Source organism: Latilactobacillus fragifolii (assembly GCF_905332535.1).
Lineage (GTDB): Bacteria > Bacillota > Bacilli > Lactobacillales > Lactobacillaceae > Latilactobacillus > Latilactobacillus fragifolii.
In genome coordinates, this window is the sequence record NZ_CAJOCF010000008.1 from 20,065 (window position 1) to 36,520 (window position 16,456).

Sequence of the window (16,456 nt, forward strand, 5' to 3'; positions counted from 1 at the left end):
GGAATCTCCAGTGAAAAAAACAATGAATCCAATCGTAAAGACTATTATCATTATCATGTCAATTTTACTACTGTCAGGGCTAGCTTTTGTCAGTTACTTTTATATTCAAAAAGGCAAAGCCTACCTCAATAGTATCGATTTTGCTTTAAATAAGATAACTAACATCAATCCCAATGTTAGCTTAGCTGATCAGAGTTATGACGGGGCTAGTCAGGCCATGCGGGTGGCCCCCAGAGGGAACCGAGAGAATAAACCAAACTTTACCGCTGCCGAACTTAAAAACCAAGCTGGCTTAGCCTTATCACCGCTAGATGCCTTAGGTCGAGTGGGAACTGCGACGGTTACGTTAAGCAAAGCAACTCTTCCTAAAAAACCACAAGAAGCCACTAATTGGCAAGCAACCGGCGACTCCGGTAGTCAAGAACTCCAACATAATTACTTAATCAGTCCAATGTTGTATAATAGCGCTAATGACCAACGTAACCAGGTAACAACCACCAAATCTTTACAAAAACCCTATAAAGTGAAGTTTGAAAAGGGGGTTAAGAATTATCTTGAACGGACAAATCATCATGTTGTTTATCGCGTGACACCCATCTTCAAAGATAATGAGTTATTAGCTAGAGGGCTTCAAATCGAAGCGCAATCTGTTGAAGATCAACAGATTAAATTCAATGTCTATATTCTAAATATCCAAGATGATCAACAGATTGACTATCAAACAGGGAGCGTTACAAAAAATGGCGATCAAGGAGCTAACGCAGCGTAAAATCATATTTACTGGCACTTTACAAAGTTTAAAACGTAAGGACGCTAAAGCGCTGGCAACAATGTTAGGTGCTCAAGTTCAACCGAGTATGAACCAAAAGCTTGATTATGTTGTTGTCGGGGCCATTCAAAAGACCTTACTAGATGAAAGTTCAACTAAAAAGTTAACTTACGCTAATATTACTGAAAAACAGTTTTTAGAGTGGGCAGCCTATAAGCTAACTAGTTGGTCATATAACAGTTAGTACTTCCTTAAAGTCAAACGAATATTAACTACTTTACCTGTTCTGAATAGAAAAATCGGTCTGTTTCGGGGTGCAAGCGGCGGTGGCGGTTGGAGCGCAGCGCCCCCGTTAATTAGGGGTGTATGACGCAAAAACCACGTCATACACCCCTAATTTAAAACTAACCTTAACCCTAATCAAAAAAGCGCTAGAACCCTTGATAACAAGGTTTTTCTAGCGCTTTTGTATGGTATAATAGTTACAAGCAGTAAGTTAATGACGGTGGCTAATCTCCATGAAAGTGGGGTGATGCCTATGGTTAATAAGTGTTACTCCAGAAAGGAGAACATGTCTATATATGATGCTCTAATGCTTGCAATTACATTTGCTAGCTTAGTAGTTGAAATATTGAAATTTAACCAAAAAAAATAACCGTCTCAACTTTAGCCGGTTGACGATTATTTAGGTTAAACTATTTGATTTAAAACTACGCTACCGTCTTAAACGGACTGCGAGGGAGCTATGTTGTCGCATAGCTCCTTTTTCTATGCCTTTATTATATCACGAATTTATTACTTATGATACTAATAGAATTCTCCATTTTCATTGATTTTGCCAGATAAATAGTCGTCGATTTCAAACCTTTCATTCAACCAGTTAACAGCTTGAGATAAGGTTTGAAAATCTTCTGTGAATGCCTGACCATTTATATTGTCAATAGCAATAAACCGCCCGTTAGCTTGAACAATGTATTTACCATATAATATATCACCAACAGTCTGATTTTGATAATTCTCCAATAAGTAACTTGCTTGAGATTGTGTAATTAAGTTAATCATTTTTGCCACTCCTCTCCACGCTCTCTTGTCATTGTGGCAACTTGTGTTTCTTCGTTGACATACGGTAGAATTTCAATCATTGCGCCATAATAAAGCTCGGCACCTTGTTCCATATCCACAAATTTTATTTCTATCGGAATGCCACTTTTTGTAAAATACTCAATCATAGTTCTAAACTCTGTTTCGCAGTGATATTGACTTGCTACGTACTCTAACATTTCGTAAAAGGACTCAACATTATTCGTATAAGACCAACGTCCAGTGCCATCAAAATCTATTGACAATTCATACACGTCTTTTATTGCATCTTCAAGCAAGCTTATACTGTTTTCAAAATCAATATAGGTTTCATAATCAACGTAGTTTGCACTCAATGAAACTAGTTTTAAAAAGGTCTGGACCGCATAGGCTCCATTGAGTAAAAGTTCTTCGTTAATGACAATCTGTCCTTGTGCTGATGAAATATTAGCCATTATTTTAAAGCCCCGCTTTCTGACGCGCCAGTATCGCGTATTTCTTTATACAATTCTAAATATTCAAGGTCAATATGTTTAGCTTTCTGCTCCTGAAATTTAGCGTAGGTCAGCTCAAGTGACTGATATTCTTCAGCTTTAATCGTGCTTGGTTTTACTTTCATGTCGATACACAATAAAGCTTGCATGAACCATTTAGGATTTTCATCAACTAATGTCTTCAACGTTTTGTAGTAAGTATTTAGAAGATTTATCGCGATACTTTCTTCAACTAATTCTTCGAATGGTTTACTTAACAATTCTTTATAATGCTTTGTAGGCACACGTGTTTCTTTGTATAAGAAAGTCATATCTGACATTTCTTGTGCCATTTTAGCCATTGGTAATTTAGTAAAATCGTCATAATGTGTTTTCATAGTAACACTCCCTTTTAATTTTTAAGCTAGCTTACGCTTTCTTAAGAAGCGTGGAATAAAAATAAGACAACCTTGCGAAACAGCGTGGAGCACGCGTAGCGCTTGAGGTTGTCTTATTTTTTTGGAACGCTAGGTTTTTTCTTTAATGGGGTTCCTGGACACCAGGAACTTCATTTTGGCTTTAAAACAGTCGCTTGCGACTGTTAGGTGTTCGTGCGGTGGAGGTGGTTGGAGCACGATAAGCCTAAACAACAAATTACGAAATGAGGATCAACAATGAAATTTAAAAGTTTAACATTATTTGCGCTCTCTTCTCTTTTAATACTAAGCGGCTGTTCTCAAATTACCTCTAATAAAGCAAATAGTGGCTATTCTGACAAATCTAGGGAATTATAAATCTTTGGCTGACAAAGACTTTAAAAGCGATTCTAGCGCTTATAAGTATATCGAATACTGCAATCTCAATCTATTCAATTGTGCCGCTACCGCATATTTATCAAACAAGTCTATCAATACAAAAAATCCCGTAATCAGCAGTGATTACGAGATTTTTTCCTTTAATGTATATTGCTAATGTCATCAATCACACAAGTATTTTCATTCGATATCTGCATTAAAAATTATTGGGTTATATAATTACTTTATAAAATTAGTAACAACCCTTGGTAATTAGCGTTAATCATTATATATTAATACACACTTTTGCAACGAAAAAAAATAAATGATATGGTAATAGAGTTTAAGGGAGGGATTTTATAGACAGGAGTGGCAAGAAACCATTTTAAGGTAATTAGTAATTTATTACTCGTCCTAATAAATTGATGGATAACATGCAAGCCATTAAACCATTTTCAAGGGGAGTTTAATTATTGGAAATATTAAAAACTAGTCGTATTAGTGGGTGACATGTGTTAGAAAGGTAATCTAGCACAAAAACATTGCGCAAAATTATATTGAACAGCCAGCAATTGTGTGCTAAAAACTATAATGATTTTATAGGACGTGTAAAATGAATGGTCAAAATAATTTAATAACATGGTTTAGAGTTAATCAAAGGGTCCTAATAGAGTTAGAAAAAATAACAGCATCTTACTATATCAGTTTTTCATCTTTTGTTATGATTGATGTTCTCTACAGAAAAGATTATTTAACACCAAAAGAAGTTTCTGAAATTCTAATGATTTCAAAGCCAGCTACTTCTAGAAGATTAAATATTTTACAATCACATGGCTATGTAAAAAAATTTAGAGGAGACGATGACGATCAAAGGGTTATCAAATTGGCTGTTACAAACAAGGGAAAAGTAATGTATCTAAAAATTATTAATAGCTTGAAAAAATATATATTACTCACGTGTGAAGACATTCAAAACTTAGAAAAGTTATTATCGGAAGTTAGCCAGCTTATAAATAACGCCTAACGTATACCTTGTTTTCTTTAGTATTTTATGGTGGAAAGTTTCGCATATACAACTGATTCACACATCAGTTTTTTGGAAATTATTTAAAAATGATAACAAGATAAATTTTTACAAACCAATATACAGTAATAACTTATACTATCATGGAAAAATATGGTTAATTGGAAACCAATAATTCCGAAAAAGATTTACTAATGATTCTTCAAGTTTAATAGCAAATAGTTTAGTAATTCCAAGTATCGTATTATTCTCCTTAAAGTTCTTAAAGTAAATATTATGAAAGAGTGATAAAAATGAAACTAAGTAGAAGCGTCTTGTTTTTTAGTGGTATATCAACTTTGTGTTTATTGTCATCAGTTACTGAAAGTCCAGATAAAGTAAATGCTAAAACACCATCTTCACAAGTAAATTCAAATGCAAGTGTAACATTTAAAGCAAATGATAATACAGTAGGCCCGGTAGATCCAACAAATCCAGACAGCAACTTTACCCCTGATAATCCGAATAAGCCAAGTAATCAAAAAGGGCCTTTATCAATTGATTTTGTATCAGTGTTCAATTTTGGGGTACAAGACATTACAACTAATGATAAAACATATAACGCAGCTTTAGTTACAGGGAAAAACAAATCAGATACAGATTCAGTTGATAAGCCAAATTACGTTCAAGTAACTGACAATACTGGTGAAAGTTTAGGGTGGAAATTAAGTGTAAAACAATTAGACCAACTTAAAAATAATTCTGATGAATTAAAAGGAGCTCAAATCAAACTTTCAAACTTAGAAGCAATCACTTCTAGCAGTTCAAACGCTATTAAGCCAACAACAAATTCAAATGTAATACTAGTCCCAGGGAATGCTGTACCCATTACAACTGCTGAAAAAGGCCAGGGTGAAGGGACATGGGTAACCCGTTTTGGATCTACCGCAGAACAAGGAAAAGAGTCAGTACAATTATTTGTTCCTGGTGCTTCTGTTAAAAAAATTGGAGCATACACAGCATCATTGGAATGGTCTTTAAATAAAACACCAGATAACACAGTTGCATAATAATTTATTACAAGTATTTTGGAGGATAACAATGAATAAATTAATACTTTCCAGCTTAACGCTGACTGGATTCTTTAGCATTAATACTTTACAGCAAGCAAATGCTGCAAGTAATAATCAATATAATACTGACGGGAAAATTAATTATTTACCCTCGGCTAACTCAACCAAACCTGTTGACCCCACAAATCCTGATCCCACACAGCCTATTACACCTCAAAATCCTGATGGAAGCAATGCAACTCCAGGTACAAAAGGGCCGTTATCTATAGATTTTGCATCAAGCTTAGACTTTGGCAGCCAAGCCATTGTTGCAACAAATAGAAGCTACAACGCATTAGCACAGAAATACACAACAAATTCCGGTACATCAACAAGTGGCCCAAATTTTGTTCAGATTACAGATAATAGAGGATCTTTTAGCGGATGGAAATTGTCTGTAAAACAAGATACTCAATTTAAATCTGCCAAAAAAAATATTAGTTTAGATGGTGCAAACTTAACATTTAATTCTGGTATACATGTCAGTCAAAATACAAGTGACGAAGGTATAACAGCAACTAATAGTTTTACCCTCAATCCAGGTGAAGAGGTTACTTTGATGACTGGTAGCCCTGCAAACGATTCTGGAATAAACGGTACCGGTGGGACTCATATTTTAAGATTTGGAAACAATACAAGTGACTTATTAGTAGACGAAAAGAACGGTGACGGAAGTGATCGAGGAGTTACTACCTCAGCTATTAAATTAAATGTTCCAGGAAAAGCTCCTAAAGTCGCTGATAACTATACAACAAATCTTAATTGGATACTCTCTGATACTCCAAGTAATACTAACTAATAATAACAAAAAAATTAAGGGATCGAGAGTAATAGTCTTTCGGTCCTTTTTATATAGACTAGGAGAGTATAGTATGAGAAGAAAAATTATTTATTCCTTATTCTTATTAATATTTTGCTTACTAAGCAAAAAAAATATAGCCCAAGCAAATGAACTAACATTTTCAGTATCACCCATAATACCTGAGAATCAGATAGATAAAAAAGTTGGTTATTATAATTTACTACTAGATAATGGTAAAACTCAAGATCTGACTATTAGAGTAGAAAATACATCAAATGATAAAATTTCAATTAAAACTAATATAGTATCTGCAAAGACAAATTCTAATGGTGTAGTAGATTACAATAATAGAAAAATAAAAAAAGACTTGACGCTTAAATATAATATTGAAGACATTGCTAAAACACCTAAAATTATAACACTAAATAAAGGAGAATCAAAAGATATTAAAATCCATTTAACAATGCCTTCAGAAAGGTTTAATGGTCTTATATCTGGGGGAATTAATTTTAAAGACATAAGTACAGAGCAAAAGACGGACATAAAACATAAAGATAGTGTTTCAATTAACAACACCTATTCGTTTCAACTGGGACTACTTATAAGGAATGATACAACACCAATAAGTGAATACAGTAAGCAAAAAAATGGGCTTAAACTTACAAATGTTAAACCATCACAAAGTAACTTCAGAAATGTGATAGATATTAACTTTCAGAATCCCCTCCCTAATTATTTAAACCAGCTTGCTGTTAAAGCTCGAATATACAGACACGGTAAAAAAAATATTTTATACGAAAAAAATAGCAAATTGATGCAAATGGCTCCTAACTCTAATTTTAATTATTCAATTTTATTGGGAAACGGAGAAAAGATGATTCCAGGAAAATATACCATGGAAGCCGAAGCATACTCTGAATTGAGTCCTACGGGTAAGTACAAAGCTAAATTTAAACAAGAACATTTCGAAAATTATAAATATAGATGGAAATTTAATAAAGATTTTATTATTACTAGAAAATCAGCTGTTAAGTTTAATAACTCTGATGTCACTATTAATAAAGTTAATTGGGCATTAATATTTATTATATTAGTAATCGGTTTATTAGCTATGTTAGCTATTATACTCTTCCTTCTACTATTGAGAAAAAAAAATAAAGAGGAAGTTACTGTAGAGCAAATCATATTAGATAATAGCGGAAGTAAAACTGTTATCTGTAGAACAATTACGTATAAGGAATATAAATATTTGAAAAATAACGGCACAGATATAGCCATTATTAGTAAATAGGACAACATCTAAATGGAAAAGATTACCTACTATCCTTATACGTCTCTTACTCGTAACAACTTTCTTATTAATTCTTCAATAAGTAATCTGAATAAGAATTTAAAAATAAACTATTAGAAAAGGATGCAGGATATGACTAAGTATACAAAACTGTCAATCGTAACATTTATACTTATCGCTTCTTTATTAAAGGTGGAGACTTGTTTTGCTGATTCTACAAGTCTACGCGGTATCACCTCAATTAATGTAACATCATCAAGTCAAAATGCTTTATCTCTCCAGCATTATCCATCATTTAATTTTGGAACATTTCTAATTGGTAAAACAAGTTCAGCCACAACAACTAGTGATTCAACGTACTCAATTCTTGACTTAAGGGGTGGAAATGATGGGTATAAAATTCAAGTTTCAGTTAGTGATTTTAAATCAATAACTGCTCCAAATAAAAAATTACCAATCGTTTCATTGACAATGACTTCCGACAACAATAGTAACGGACATTTAAAAGGAGCAAATAGTGTAGATGTGCTGAATAAGCAAGGAATTATTATAATAGGAGACAAAGATTCAAATGGGGTACAGACATCAGGTTCCGTGACTTTATCGTTATCTTTAAACGAAAAAAATAGTTCGGTTGCCCCAGGTGAATATCGGGCAACAGTTACTCACAACATTATTTCTGGTGTTTAATAATAAGATAAGGATGTGAACAAAGTGAATAATTTTAGAAAAGTGTTAATTTTATGTACTGCACTTTTACTAATCATAGCGTTTGAAAAAAAACAAATACAGGCAGCAACTATAGATGGTGCCATTGATACTAATGGACTAGTAACTGGAGTAAAAGGAGCAACTTATTATAATGTGTCTTCTTGGAAAGATATGTTTGACACATATAAAAACGTAACACCGACCAATGATTCTAATAATACTGTTTATTTCAATGTAATATCTGATTTACCCGGTAATAATAGTGTTTTACAAGGCACTCCAATTATAAGTAATAAAAGTGTAAACATAAACGGAAATAATCATAAACTCTACTATGATAATGATACTAACTATACAACAGGACTTAATGGGCAGAATAGAAGTATTGGTTTTTACGCACAAGGAAGTATCACTGATCAAACAAATGCAACCATTAGAAATGCTACTTGGATTAACAATCAATCCTCCGGTCTATTCCCTGCTTCAGGACCGTCAGCCAAGCTTAACCAATATTATATAAATATAACTGAATATAACGGTGATCCATATAATGCCGCATCACCTATTAATAACGAAGGCGGGAAAATATTTTTCTCTGGAAACAATAAATTCGATGTCTTATATGGTGGAGCTATTAACGCACCAGGTACTAATCCTGATACTGCTTTCGAATGGATAAGGGGCGGGAAATATATTGAAGTTTTAGATGGACAGACTGATGTTAATTTAAATGCACTGATCGACCAAATGATTTATCCAAACGGAGTAGGCACAGGACAAACTATTAAAATAGATGACAATGCAAAGATGAATTGGAATAGCGGTCAATACTACTCACTGTACTATGGATCTGCAGATACGGGTCCTTTAAATTGGATACTTGGAAAAAATGCAGAGTTTAATATAAAAGATATAGGAACTGCTTCTAACACTGGAAGATGGTTTGATTCCACTAATTTTACTACATGGAAAATTCAAGCGGGTACAGGTTCCAAGCTTACTGCAGATACAGCTGGCGGTTCGATAAATCTTGATGCATTTTTAACCAACGTTCAGTGGGATTTTGATAAAGGTAGTGAACTATTCTTAAATAACAAGGGAAAGAACAATTTATTCACTGGTTCTCCTAGAGGTGATTCAAAATTTAATTTTAAAAGTGCGGATCAAGTTACTCTTTCATCTACGTCCTCACCAGTATTTTCAAACAGTTCTAAAGTTCCAATAAACTTTTATGATGAAGGTCTGCGATTACATGCATCTTCACAAGTTGTTAACACAAATGACACTGTTGATGACCGGACTGATTATTCAGGTAATGATATTTGGGAACGAGTTGCAACAGGCACTATACCAAGCGATTTTAATACTTCAAATATGCGACCTAATTATACAAATGATACGTTAAACTATTTAAAAACAGCAAAATATATTAGGTGGTATCACCCTGATGGCTTACTGGCTAATAATTCTGATACCAATCGAGTATATAATATTGATCTTAATAATCTACCTAAAACAGGTGCTTTGAGTGAATTGATCCCAGGCAATTCAGGTATGCAACTCAATATCACCGACGATCGTGGAAGCACACCTAACTTTTCAGTTCAACTAACAGAAGTTTCTAATAACACGCCAACAATGACTAAATATTTCTGGAAAAATACAGAGGAACCTAAATCTATTCAAGAATTAGGAAGCATACCTATTCAAATTGCATTAATAAACGATGACAATAATTTACCAAGTAATGTTTCAATGACTATGGCTGGTGGAAACTATCAGTTTAATTATAAGACAACTGAAGGTCTACTAGTTAAAGCTAATAATAAATTAAAATTACAATCTAATAAAAATAATGCTACGTTTTTATACTCAATAATAAACGGGGTGTAAAGGCCTCTGGAAAAGAGAGTTCGAAAATGTTTAAATTAAAATTTAACTTTCTATGGATAGCAGCAACGCTAATAATAATAATATTTTGTATGAATAAAAACATTGTCTCTGCAAGTAAAGTAGAATACGGAATAGCTACTAGCAAGGAAGAAGCGACTCTTAAGAATAGTTCAACTGGATTTTTTGCGGTTCCAATAGATGAAGAAAAGATAAACACGATAAATGGTAACTACTGGCAAATAAATACAGTTCCTAACAAAGAAATAACGCTAAAAATAAAAATTATCAATTCTGATAAAAAAAATAATTTTCTAGTCTCTGTAAATCAAGCTGCTACAAATTCAAATTTAGTGGTAGACTACAACTTGACCCAAAAGAAAATAAAAAGCAGTTTTTATAAACAAGTTCCTCTAAACTTCAATAATGCAGCAAAAGTAGCAGGGAACAAAAACCATAAAGTAATTAGGTTAGATAGTCACGAAACAGCTATTATCCCTATTAAAATTAAAATACCAAAGAACAATTTTAACGGTAGTGTAGTTGGAGGAGTTAATATTACTAAATCTATGACTCCAGCTGAAGAAGTAAATCTTATAAATAACACCTTTAGATTTACTTATGCTGTTGTTTTAAACCAAGGAAAACATCACAACCAGAACACAAACTTAAAGACCAACTTTACTAATAACTCAAAATTTAACAATATTTTAAACTTTAATGTTACTAATAAGAATATGAATATATTGCAAGACATTAAAGCTGTAGGGACAGTAACTCAAGGGATTCGAAGTATTTCAAGCGTTAAGCTTGATAAAGGCACCATTACTCCTTTAACTAGATTCTCTTTAAAATTTGCTGCTAATAACCCTTGGAAAACTGGTGAATATAATCTTAAACTTAAAATTTATAGTAACAAAAGAGTAATTAAAAATATAAATCAAACATTTTATATTAAACCCAATGGGAAAATTATTGAACGCAAGAATAAGAGTATAATCGGATATTTCAAATATCAGAGACAGAAACTTTTGCAGAATTCTCTATAATAGTGAATAAATTAGTCTTATCAAGAATCAGCAATGAATTCTACTGAAATTTTAATTATTGAAAAGGTCTTAAAAACTAAAGAAATTGATACTAGATCATCTTTAAAAAAAAGCATCAGATTATCAAATAAATTAACTTATCAAAGACTTGTGAACACTTAACTTTAGCCTAGCAGTCATTTAAAGTGAGCTATACGACAAATAAAAAAGGATGGTACATCATGGAAAAAATTGATGTCGAATTATTAATTGATTGGTATGTCGAAGTGCAAAACATTGTTGGTACTTTAGATCAAATTGCGGCTACCTATAATTTAAACTTTGCAGCATTCAGGATACTAGATCAGATATATCAAAGTAATTCACTTTCGCCTCGAGATTTATCGGAAATCGAAAAGACTTCTCCACCAGCGGTTTCTCGGAAATTAAATCTATTACAAGTAAAAGGTTATATTTGTAAGCGCAGAGATGATCCTCACGATCAACGACTTGTTAAACTTGAAATTACGACTAAAGGTAAAGAAGCCTATTTTGCAATTAAAGAATCCCTAGATGCTAAGTCAATTGAAATCCTTTCCTATATTAAAAAGGCGGAATACCGCTCTATCGATAGAAAAAGTAATATTTAAAAAAGCTCACAGAGTACCGTATAGCCTTTAGACGACTATTAGTTTATAATAGTTTCATTAATTTGGGGAATTTAGCGCCCGCTACAATAACGGATCAAATTAATGATTGTTGTGAGGTTATGCAGGTAGTACTGCTCTTAGCAGATGTCTCAACAGGTGAGTCTATCTTAGTCTTATTGCTTGCTATTTTTGCAGTTGTTAATATGGTCCCAACTACTATTAATTTTAGATTTACACATGTCAGATGGCCATTAATTATCGTCATAGCAATTACCCCTATACTAGAAGCCTTAATGTATGGCTCATAACTTCACTGGAGAACCATCAATAAACGAGTTGTATATTAATCAAAAGCCGCCTATTAAGGCGGCTTTATAATTTTATCATGTAACCTCGAACAAGTCTCAATTACTGAACAGTTTTTGAGACTGAATCAAAAACGTGTTATACTAGGATTTATCGAGTCTCATATTCTTAGTCTCACAAAGGAGCGATAAATTTGGCTAAAATTTATGGTTACGCACGGGTTTCAACTTCGAGTCAAAATTTAGAAGAACAAATTGCGCAACTTGTCGACGCTGGTGTTGATCAAACAAATATCTATTCAGAAAAGTTTACTGGTACAACAACTCACCGGCCAGTTTTTGACTTACTGTTAAATACAATCTCGAGTGGTGATACTTTAGTGATTACAAAACTTGATCGCTTTGCCAGAAACACACGTGAAGCCTTAAACAGCATTGAACCATTGTTAAATCAAAATATTAGTATTAAAGTGCTTAACTTGGGAACCATTGAAAATACGCCAATGGGTAAGATGATTGTTCGAACCCTGCTATCTGTAGCCGAAATGGAGCGGGATATGATTGTTGAACGAACACAGGCTGGTAAGGAGTATTCTAAAAAACACAATCCTAACTTTAAGGAGGGCCGGCCGAGGCGCAAGATTGGCCCACATGAAATGGCGATTTATGAATATTATCAAAATCATTCAATCAAAGAAACAGTAGAGGCTTTTAACACTTCTAAAGCAACGCTCTTCAGGATTAAGCAACAGATTGAATTGGAAACACTGCAAGGATCCTAAACATTCAAAAAGCGGGTTTAACACCGATAGTCGGTATTAAACCCGCTTTAATTTTGGTATAATGACACCCGTAGTAGTTAGTTGCAAGCACGTCCCCTTCGTCAACTCAAAATTGACTGTTTGGAGGTGGCTGCATGCAAAAAAACAATGAGGAGATCGGCTGTGAATTTGCTATCGCAAATTCTCGTTGCGATTGCCCCAGTAGCTTTAAAGGAAGCTATTGGTTGGGTAAAAGCACGAAAACATAAAAAAAGACGCTAATTTAAATTAACGTCTAACAACTTATTGCAATACTACTACATGAGCGAGGTACTGGCCGGTACCTTGCTCTTTTTTTGCGTAAACTTATTATATCACATAATTCTTAAGAGTGTAATTCCTCGTATTCATCAGAATAAATAGCTTTACGGATCTTTCCTGCAAGCCATTTTAAAATAAAGTAGCCAAAGATCAAACTGTAAAATATGAATTGTCCTACTAATTGAACAGTCCAAATTATTGCTTGAAAAATATAAGGTAACGCTGCAAAAAGAAATGAAAACACTCCAAATACTGTACCTAATATAATGCCAATTATTGCTCCAATGGTAGCACCTAAAGGTGATATTAAAAACCAAATCATAGATATTCCTCCGTGTAGATGCAGTAGTGAATTTTCTACGGCTCTCCATAATAATTTGTATACATGGTGATTTCAATGTATTAAAAATTTTGAAACGCAGCTAAATAGACATTATAGAAACAATATCAAATGTATACAAAGTATACTCAGTAAACTTTGTATACGAAGTTTACCAATTATATTTATAGGCGCTTACCGTTTATTTCGTATTTAAATATATTGATACTCTATCTATGCAAACATATACACATGTATACATATATATATGTTTGCATTTTTACATGTTTGCACAATATTACAGCAGCTCTAACAATATATCAGATTGTTTCGTATACATGTATACACATATATATGTATACATGTATATCGCACGCTATGTCTTACCCTTTAGCTTTCATTTTTACATCTTTTTCCTCTAATGTTGCCACTTGATTCTTATAGCTTCTTTTCTCATCTTCACTCAGCTGGTCTATAAAGGCATCCAATGCACGATCGATTGCCTCTTTTTGCGACTTAACTATACCTATAATAGACAGTGCTTCTGCTTTATTTTTAATATGATTGTTGATTCTAACATTTGCATAGTAAGTCACACTCTCAATCTTACTACTACTTTTGTCGTTTGTTTTATCTAAATCACTTAAGCTCATAGGCTGCGCTGGTTCAATTCGCCCTCCACGATCTAGGCTATTTTGTCTTGTTCTATTTGAATTTAATAAACTACCCATTTTCAATCGCTCCTATTCTGCTAATCATTTCTGTAGCAACATTTTCATACACATTTTGTACCGCATGGTCAAATTGATCTTTAAACATAACTCCTGTAACGTCGTAACGTTTAAGTCGCTCCATATTTTTAATTGTAATATCAAATATATTTTCTTTTCCAAATAATTCTTTAGCAACTTCTAAAGTGCTGTTATCTACTGGCGCTCCATTTTTCAAAAGAACTGGCAATATACCAATCAAATCAAGCGTCGGCGCTTTAAATGTATCAATAACTTGTTCTTGCATATAATTGATGAAAGCTTCAGCTCCTTGCAATGATCTCTCTTGCGTCTGTAGTACAATCACACAATAATCTGAAGCATACAAAGCACTATCCGTGATTAATGAAATTGTTGGCGGAATATCAATTAAAATATAATCGTAAGTTTCTTTGAATTCTTTCAATAATTTTGAAAAATACCAAACTCTTTCATTATAATTACCACTTACTGTTTCCATGAAACGTGGATATAGAGAAAAATCCGCACTAGAAGGCAACACATCTAGGTTAGGAAGTATATTAATAATTGTTTGACTTAAATCCTGATCTTTAATCCCAGCCATCAAAGTTTTGTTAAATGAGACGATTTCATTATCGACGTTTTCTTTAGTTTTAAGATAAAGGTTTGTCGCGTTTCCCTGAGGATCAAGGTCAACTAATAATGTTTTAAGATTTCTTCTAGCAAGTTCAATTCCTACCATTGTGCTCGTTGTTGTTTTACCAGTTCCGCCTTTGAAATTACCAAATGTAATCACTCGACTGCTCATAAATCCCACGCTCCTTATTAAATAGTACATGTATACATTACCACATACGAAGAAATAATCAAGTGGTAATGTAAAAAAGTATTAATGTATACATTAGTATTTTATGGGCATGTTCCTTTTAAAATCAAGGTTTTCACTATCCTTTTAATATACATGTACACATTATTATTTTTAAACAAGTATACACGGAAGGTATTTTTCTATATTAATGTATATTTGTATACATTAATATAGATTATGCCTTTACATTTCTCTTTTAATAATTTATTGTTAACTTAAATAAAAAAGTCACCACGAATGGGGATTCGTGATGACCTACTTCAGAAAGAAATTATCTGTCTATTTCTTTTTTCGATGCCTTTAATTATAAGTTATTTTCCTAAAAATGGCAATACCTAAAGGCTTATTTGAATGTACATAAAAGTAGGTTAATGTGGCTTTCAAAAGAGTTTATGACCATTTGTCAGACTCGCATTTGCATTTGCCTACTCTAAAAAAATTAGAGCGAACTCGCAAATGCGGGTTCGCTCTTTTTAATTTAAAGGAGATCACTATGAATAATCAACCTAACTACTACAACATCAAACGCCAATATGCGCTTAAGTTTTTTCAGGTACCCAAAGTTTTTATGACCAGCGACAAGTACAAAAAATTAAGTGCTGAGGCAAAATTAGCTTTCGCTGTCTTATCTGATCGCCTACAGCTATCCATCAAGAATCACTGGTACGACCCTGAAGGTAATATTTATTTCATCTACACAGGAGAACAGCTTGCCGAAATACTAGGTTGTGGCCACTCAAAAATTACTGCAATCAAAAAAGAATTAACGGCTGCTGATTTGTTAGTCATGAAACGAATGGGGCAAGGCAAAGCTAATCGTATGTACTTACTTGAACCGGAAATTACTGATAGCGATATTTATGGCATCGATCAACTTGAAACAGCTGAAAATCCACTCGCAGAAGAAGTTGTAAACATTGATTTACCAACATCTATGAATGATGAACAGCCTGAAACCCTTGATAAATCTAGATTGCTGAAAAACAGTAATCTAGATTACCGAAAAACGGTAACTAGTGATACTGATATTAATAATACTGATTTATTAAAAAACATAAATACAGATTCTTTAGAAGCAGATACTATCCCTGATCGCGAAAAATCAATTATCAACCAACAAGACGCTGCGCTATTTAAAACCCATTTGAATAACGATTCAATCTTCACTAAGCAACACTTACTAGATCTAAAACTACTATCCGTCAATGACTTTGGAACCTTTTTGACCCTCCAACAAACTGTTCTACGCGCCAAAAAACAGGCTTTAAATGCTCATAAACTGCAAAGCAGCTTATTTGATCTACACGATTCAGATATTGCGCTGCCTATTCATGAAACCTTGATGCGTGCGGTACAACAAGTTCGTTTAAACAAAGTAAGTGACATTAATAACTATCTCTATAGCGTCGTATATAACGAATTTGAGAAACTAGGAAACGCTAGATGTATTGCGAATTCAGAAGCAGGAAATAGCCCGCTCTACTGGGATTAATACGTTGCTATTTTACTGTTAGAAAATTGAATTACTCAAAATTTATATTGCAACTA

General features: G+C 33.3%; 18 protein-coding genes. 12 read left to right on the forward strand and 6 right to left on the reverse strand.

The window, feature by feature from the left end; genetic code table 11:
- The first annotated feature begins 10 nt into the window (after positions 1–10).
- Entirely contained in the window at positions 11–769 is a 759-nt protein-coding gene (locus J7Q78_RS08585) for a DNA/RNA non-specific endonuclease (RefSeq protein ID WP_208423004.1), read from the forward strand.
- Positions 741–1,013 (forward strand): BRCT domain-containing protein, encoded by a 273-nt coding sequence (locus J7Q78_RS08590; protein WP_208423003.1) that lies wholly within the window; start codon positions 741–743, stop codon positions 1,011–1,013. Before J7Q78_RS08585 ends, J7Q78_RS08590 begins: the two co-directional genes overlap by 29 nt.
- Positions 1,014–1,576: 563 nt before the next feature.
- Here the strand turns inward: J7Q78_RS08590 and J7Q78_RS08595 are convergent.
- The 3 genes from J7Q78_RS08595 to J7Q78_RS08605 are packed head-to-tail and all read right to left on the reverse strand — an operon-like array spanning position 1,577 to position 2,720.
- Positions 1,577–1,831 (reverse strand): hypothetical protein, encoded by a 255-nt coding sequence (locus J7Q78_RS08595; protein WP_208423002.1) that lies wholly within the window; start codon positions 1,829–1,831, stop codon positions 1,577–1,579.
- Positions 1,828–2,304 (reverse strand): hypothetical protein, encoded by a 477-nt coding sequence (locus J7Q78_RS08600; RefSeq protein WP_208423001.1) that lies wholly within the window; start codon positions 2,302–2,304, stop codon positions 1,828–1,830. Before J7Q78_RS08600 ends, J7Q78_RS08595 begins: the two co-directional genes overlap by 4 nt.
- On the reverse strand, positions 2,304–2,720 hold the full coding sequence (locus J7Q78_RS08605) for a hypothetical protein (protein ID WP_208423000.1): 417 nt from the start codon (positions 2,718–2,720) through the stop codon (positions 2,304–2,306). The genes J7Q78_RS08600 and J7Q78_RS08605 overlap by 1 nt, the downstream gene beginning before the upstream one ends.
- Before the next feature lie 1,009 nt (positions 2,721–3,729).
- Here J7Q78_RS08605 and J7Q78_RS08610 point away from each other — a divergent pair.
- From J7Q78_RS08610 to J7Q78_RS08650, 9 genes are all read left to right on the forward strand, one after another.
- Positions 3,730–4,140, forward strand: a complete 411-nt coding sequence (locus J7Q78_RS08610) for a MarR family winged helix-turn-helix transcriptional regulator (RefSeq protein ID WP_208422999.1) — start codon at positions 3,730–3,732, stop codon at positions 4,138–4,140.
- Positions 4,141–4,433: 293 nt separating this feature from the next.
- Positions 4,434–5,189, forward strand: coding sequence for a WxL domain-containing protein (locus J7Q78_RS08615; RefSeq protein ID WP_208422998.1), 756 nt, complete (start codon positions 4,434–4,436; stop codon positions 5,187–5,189).
- Between the two features lie 31 nt (positions 5,190–5,220).
- Positions 5,221–6,030 (forward strand): WxL domain-containing protein, encoded by an 810-nt coding sequence (locus J7Q78_RS08620; RefSeq protein ID WP_208422997.1) that lies wholly within the window; start codon positions 5,221–5,223, stop codon positions 6,028–6,030.
- Between the two features lie 73 nt (positions 6,031–6,103).
- Positions 6,104–7,324: a DUF916 and DUF3324 domain-containing protein gene (locus J7Q78_RS08625; RefSeq protein WP_208427755.1), complete on the forward strand. Its 1,221-nt coding sequence runs from the start codon at positions 6,104–6,106 to the stop codon at positions 7,322–7,324.
- A 132-nt stretch (positions 7,325–7,456) separates the two neighbouring features.
- Positions 7,457–8,014, forward strand: coding sequence for a WxL domain-containing protein (locus J7Q78_RS08630; protein ID WP_208423048.1), 558 nt, complete (start codon positions 7,457–7,459; stop codon positions 8,012–8,014).
- A gap of 24 nt (positions 8,015–8,038) precedes the next feature.
- The gene (locus J7Q78_RS08635) at positions 8,039–9,928 is read left to right on the forward strand and encodes a hypothetical protein (RefSeq protein ID WP_208423047.1); all 1,890 of its coding nucleotides are present in this window, start codon (positions 8,039–8,041) and stop codon (positions 9,926–9,928) included.
- Between the two features lie 26 nt (positions 9,929–9,954).
- Positions 9,955–10,974 (forward strand): WxL protein peptidoglycan domain-containing protein, encoded by a 1,020-nt coding sequence (locus J7Q78_RS08640; RefSeq protein WP_208423046.1) that lies wholly within the window; start codon positions 9,955–9,957, stop codon positions 10,972–10,974.
- A 221-nt stretch (positions 10,975–11,195) separates the two neighbouring features.
- Positions 11,196–11,603, forward strand: a complete 408-nt coding sequence (locus J7Q78_RS08645; RefSeq protein WP_208423045.1) for a MarR family winged helix-turn-helix transcriptional regulator — start codon at positions 11,196–11,198, stop codon at positions 11,601–11,603.
- A 499-nt stretch (positions 11,604–12,102) separates the two neighbouring features.
- A complete protein-coding gene (locus J7Q78_RS08650; protein WP_208423044.1) occupies positions 12,103–12,690 on the forward strand; it encodes a recombinase family protein in 588 nt (195 codons plus the stop codon).
- A gap of 364 nt (positions 12,691–13,054) precedes the next feature.
- On the opposite strand, the gene J7Q78_RS08655 is transcribed toward J7Q78_RS08650, so the two are convergent.
- From J7Q78_RS08655 to J7Q78_RS08665, 3 genes are all read right to left on the reverse strand, one after another.
- A complete protein-coding gene (locus tag J7Q78_RS08655; RefSeq protein ID WP_208423043.1) occupies positions 13,055–13,312 on the reverse strand; it encodes a hypothetical protein in 258 nt (85 codons plus the stop codon).
- 380 nt (positions 13,313–13,692) lie between these two features.
- Complete coding sequence (locus tag J7Q78_RS08660; protein ID WP_208423042.1) at positions 13,693–14,040, reverse strand: DUF5388 domain-containing protein; 348 nt, start codon at positions 14,038–14,040, stop codon at positions 13,693–13,695.
- Positions 14,033–14,848, reverse strand: a complete 816-nt coding sequence (locus tag J7Q78_RS08665; protein WP_208423041.1) for a ParA family protein — start codon at positions 14,846–14,848, stop codon at positions 14,033–14,035. Before J7Q78_RS08665 ends, J7Q78_RS08660 begins: the two co-directional genes overlap by 8 nt.
- Positions 14,849–15,401: 553 nt before the next feature.
- Between J7Q78_RS08665 and J7Q78_RS08670 the strand changes: the two genes are divergently transcribed.
- Positions 15,402–16,400, forward strand: coding sequence for a replication initiator protein A (locus J7Q78_RS08670; RefSeq protein ID WP_208423040.1), 999 nt, complete (start codon positions 15,402–15,404; stop codon positions 16,398–16,400).
- Positions 16,401–16,456 lie beyond the last annotated feature (56 nt).

Bases quoted from the DNA above. Each gene is read 5' to 3' on its own strand.
- J7Q78_RS08665 (WP_208423041.1), bottom strand. From the start codon at position 14,848: ATGAGCAGTCGAGTGATTACATTTGGTAATTTCAAAGGCGGAACTGGT.
- J7Q78_RS08670 (WP_208423040.1), top strand. From the start codon at position 15,402: ATGAATAATCAACCTAACTACTACAACATCAAACGCCAATATGCGCTT.
- J7Q78_RS08630 (WP_208423048.1), top strand. From the start codon at position 7,457: ATGACTAAGTATACAAAACTGTCAATCGTAACATTTATACTTATCGCT.
- J7Q78_RS08655 (WP_208423043.1), bottom strand. From the start codon at position 13,312: ATGATTTGGTTTTTAATATCACCTTTAGGTGCTACCATTGGAGCAATA.
- J7Q78_RS08610 (WP_208422999.1), top strand. From the start codon at position 3,730: ATGAATGGTCAAAATAATTTAATAACATGGTTTAGAGTTAATCAAAGG.
- J7Q78_RS08645 (WP_208423045.1), top strand. From the start codon at position 11,196: ATGGAAAAAATTGATGTCGAATTATTAATTGATTGGTATGTCGAAGTG.
- J7Q78_RS08615 (WP_208422998.1), top strand. From the start codon at position 4,434: ATGAAACTAAGTAGAAGCGTCTTGTTTTTTAGTGGTATATCAACTTTG.
- J7Q78_RS08605 (WP_208423000.1), bottom strand. From the start codon at position 2,720: ATGAAAACACATTATGACGATTTTACTAAATTACCAATGGCTAAAATG.
- J7Q78_RS08640 (WP_208423046.1), top strand. From the start codon at position 9,955: ATGTTTAAATTAAAATTTAACTTTCTATGGATAGCAGCAACGCTAATA.
- J7Q78_RS08595 (WP_208423002.1), bottom strand. From the start codon at position 1,831: ATGATTAACTTAATTACACAATCTCAAGCAAGTTACTTATTGGAGAAT.
- J7Q78_RS08590 (WP_208423003.1), top strand. From the start codon at position 741: ATGGCGATCAAGGAGCTAACGCAGCGTAAAATCATATTTACTGGCACT.
- J7Q78_RS08620 (WP_208422997.1), top strand. From the start codon at position 5,221: ATGAATAAATTAATACTTTCCAGCTTAACGCTGACTGGATTCTTTAGC.
- J7Q78_RS08600 (WP_208423001.1), bottom strand. From the start codon at position 2,304: ATGGCTAATATTTCATCAGCACAAGGACAGATTGTCATTAACGAAGAA.
- J7Q78_RS08660 (WP_208423042.1), bottom strand. From the start codon at position 14,040: ATGGGTAGTTTATTAAATTCAAATAGAACAAGACAAAATAGCCTAGAT.
- J7Q78_RS08625 (WP_208427755.1), top strand. From the start codon at position 6,104: ATGAGAAGAAAAATTATTTATTCCTTATTCTTATTAATATTTTGCTTA.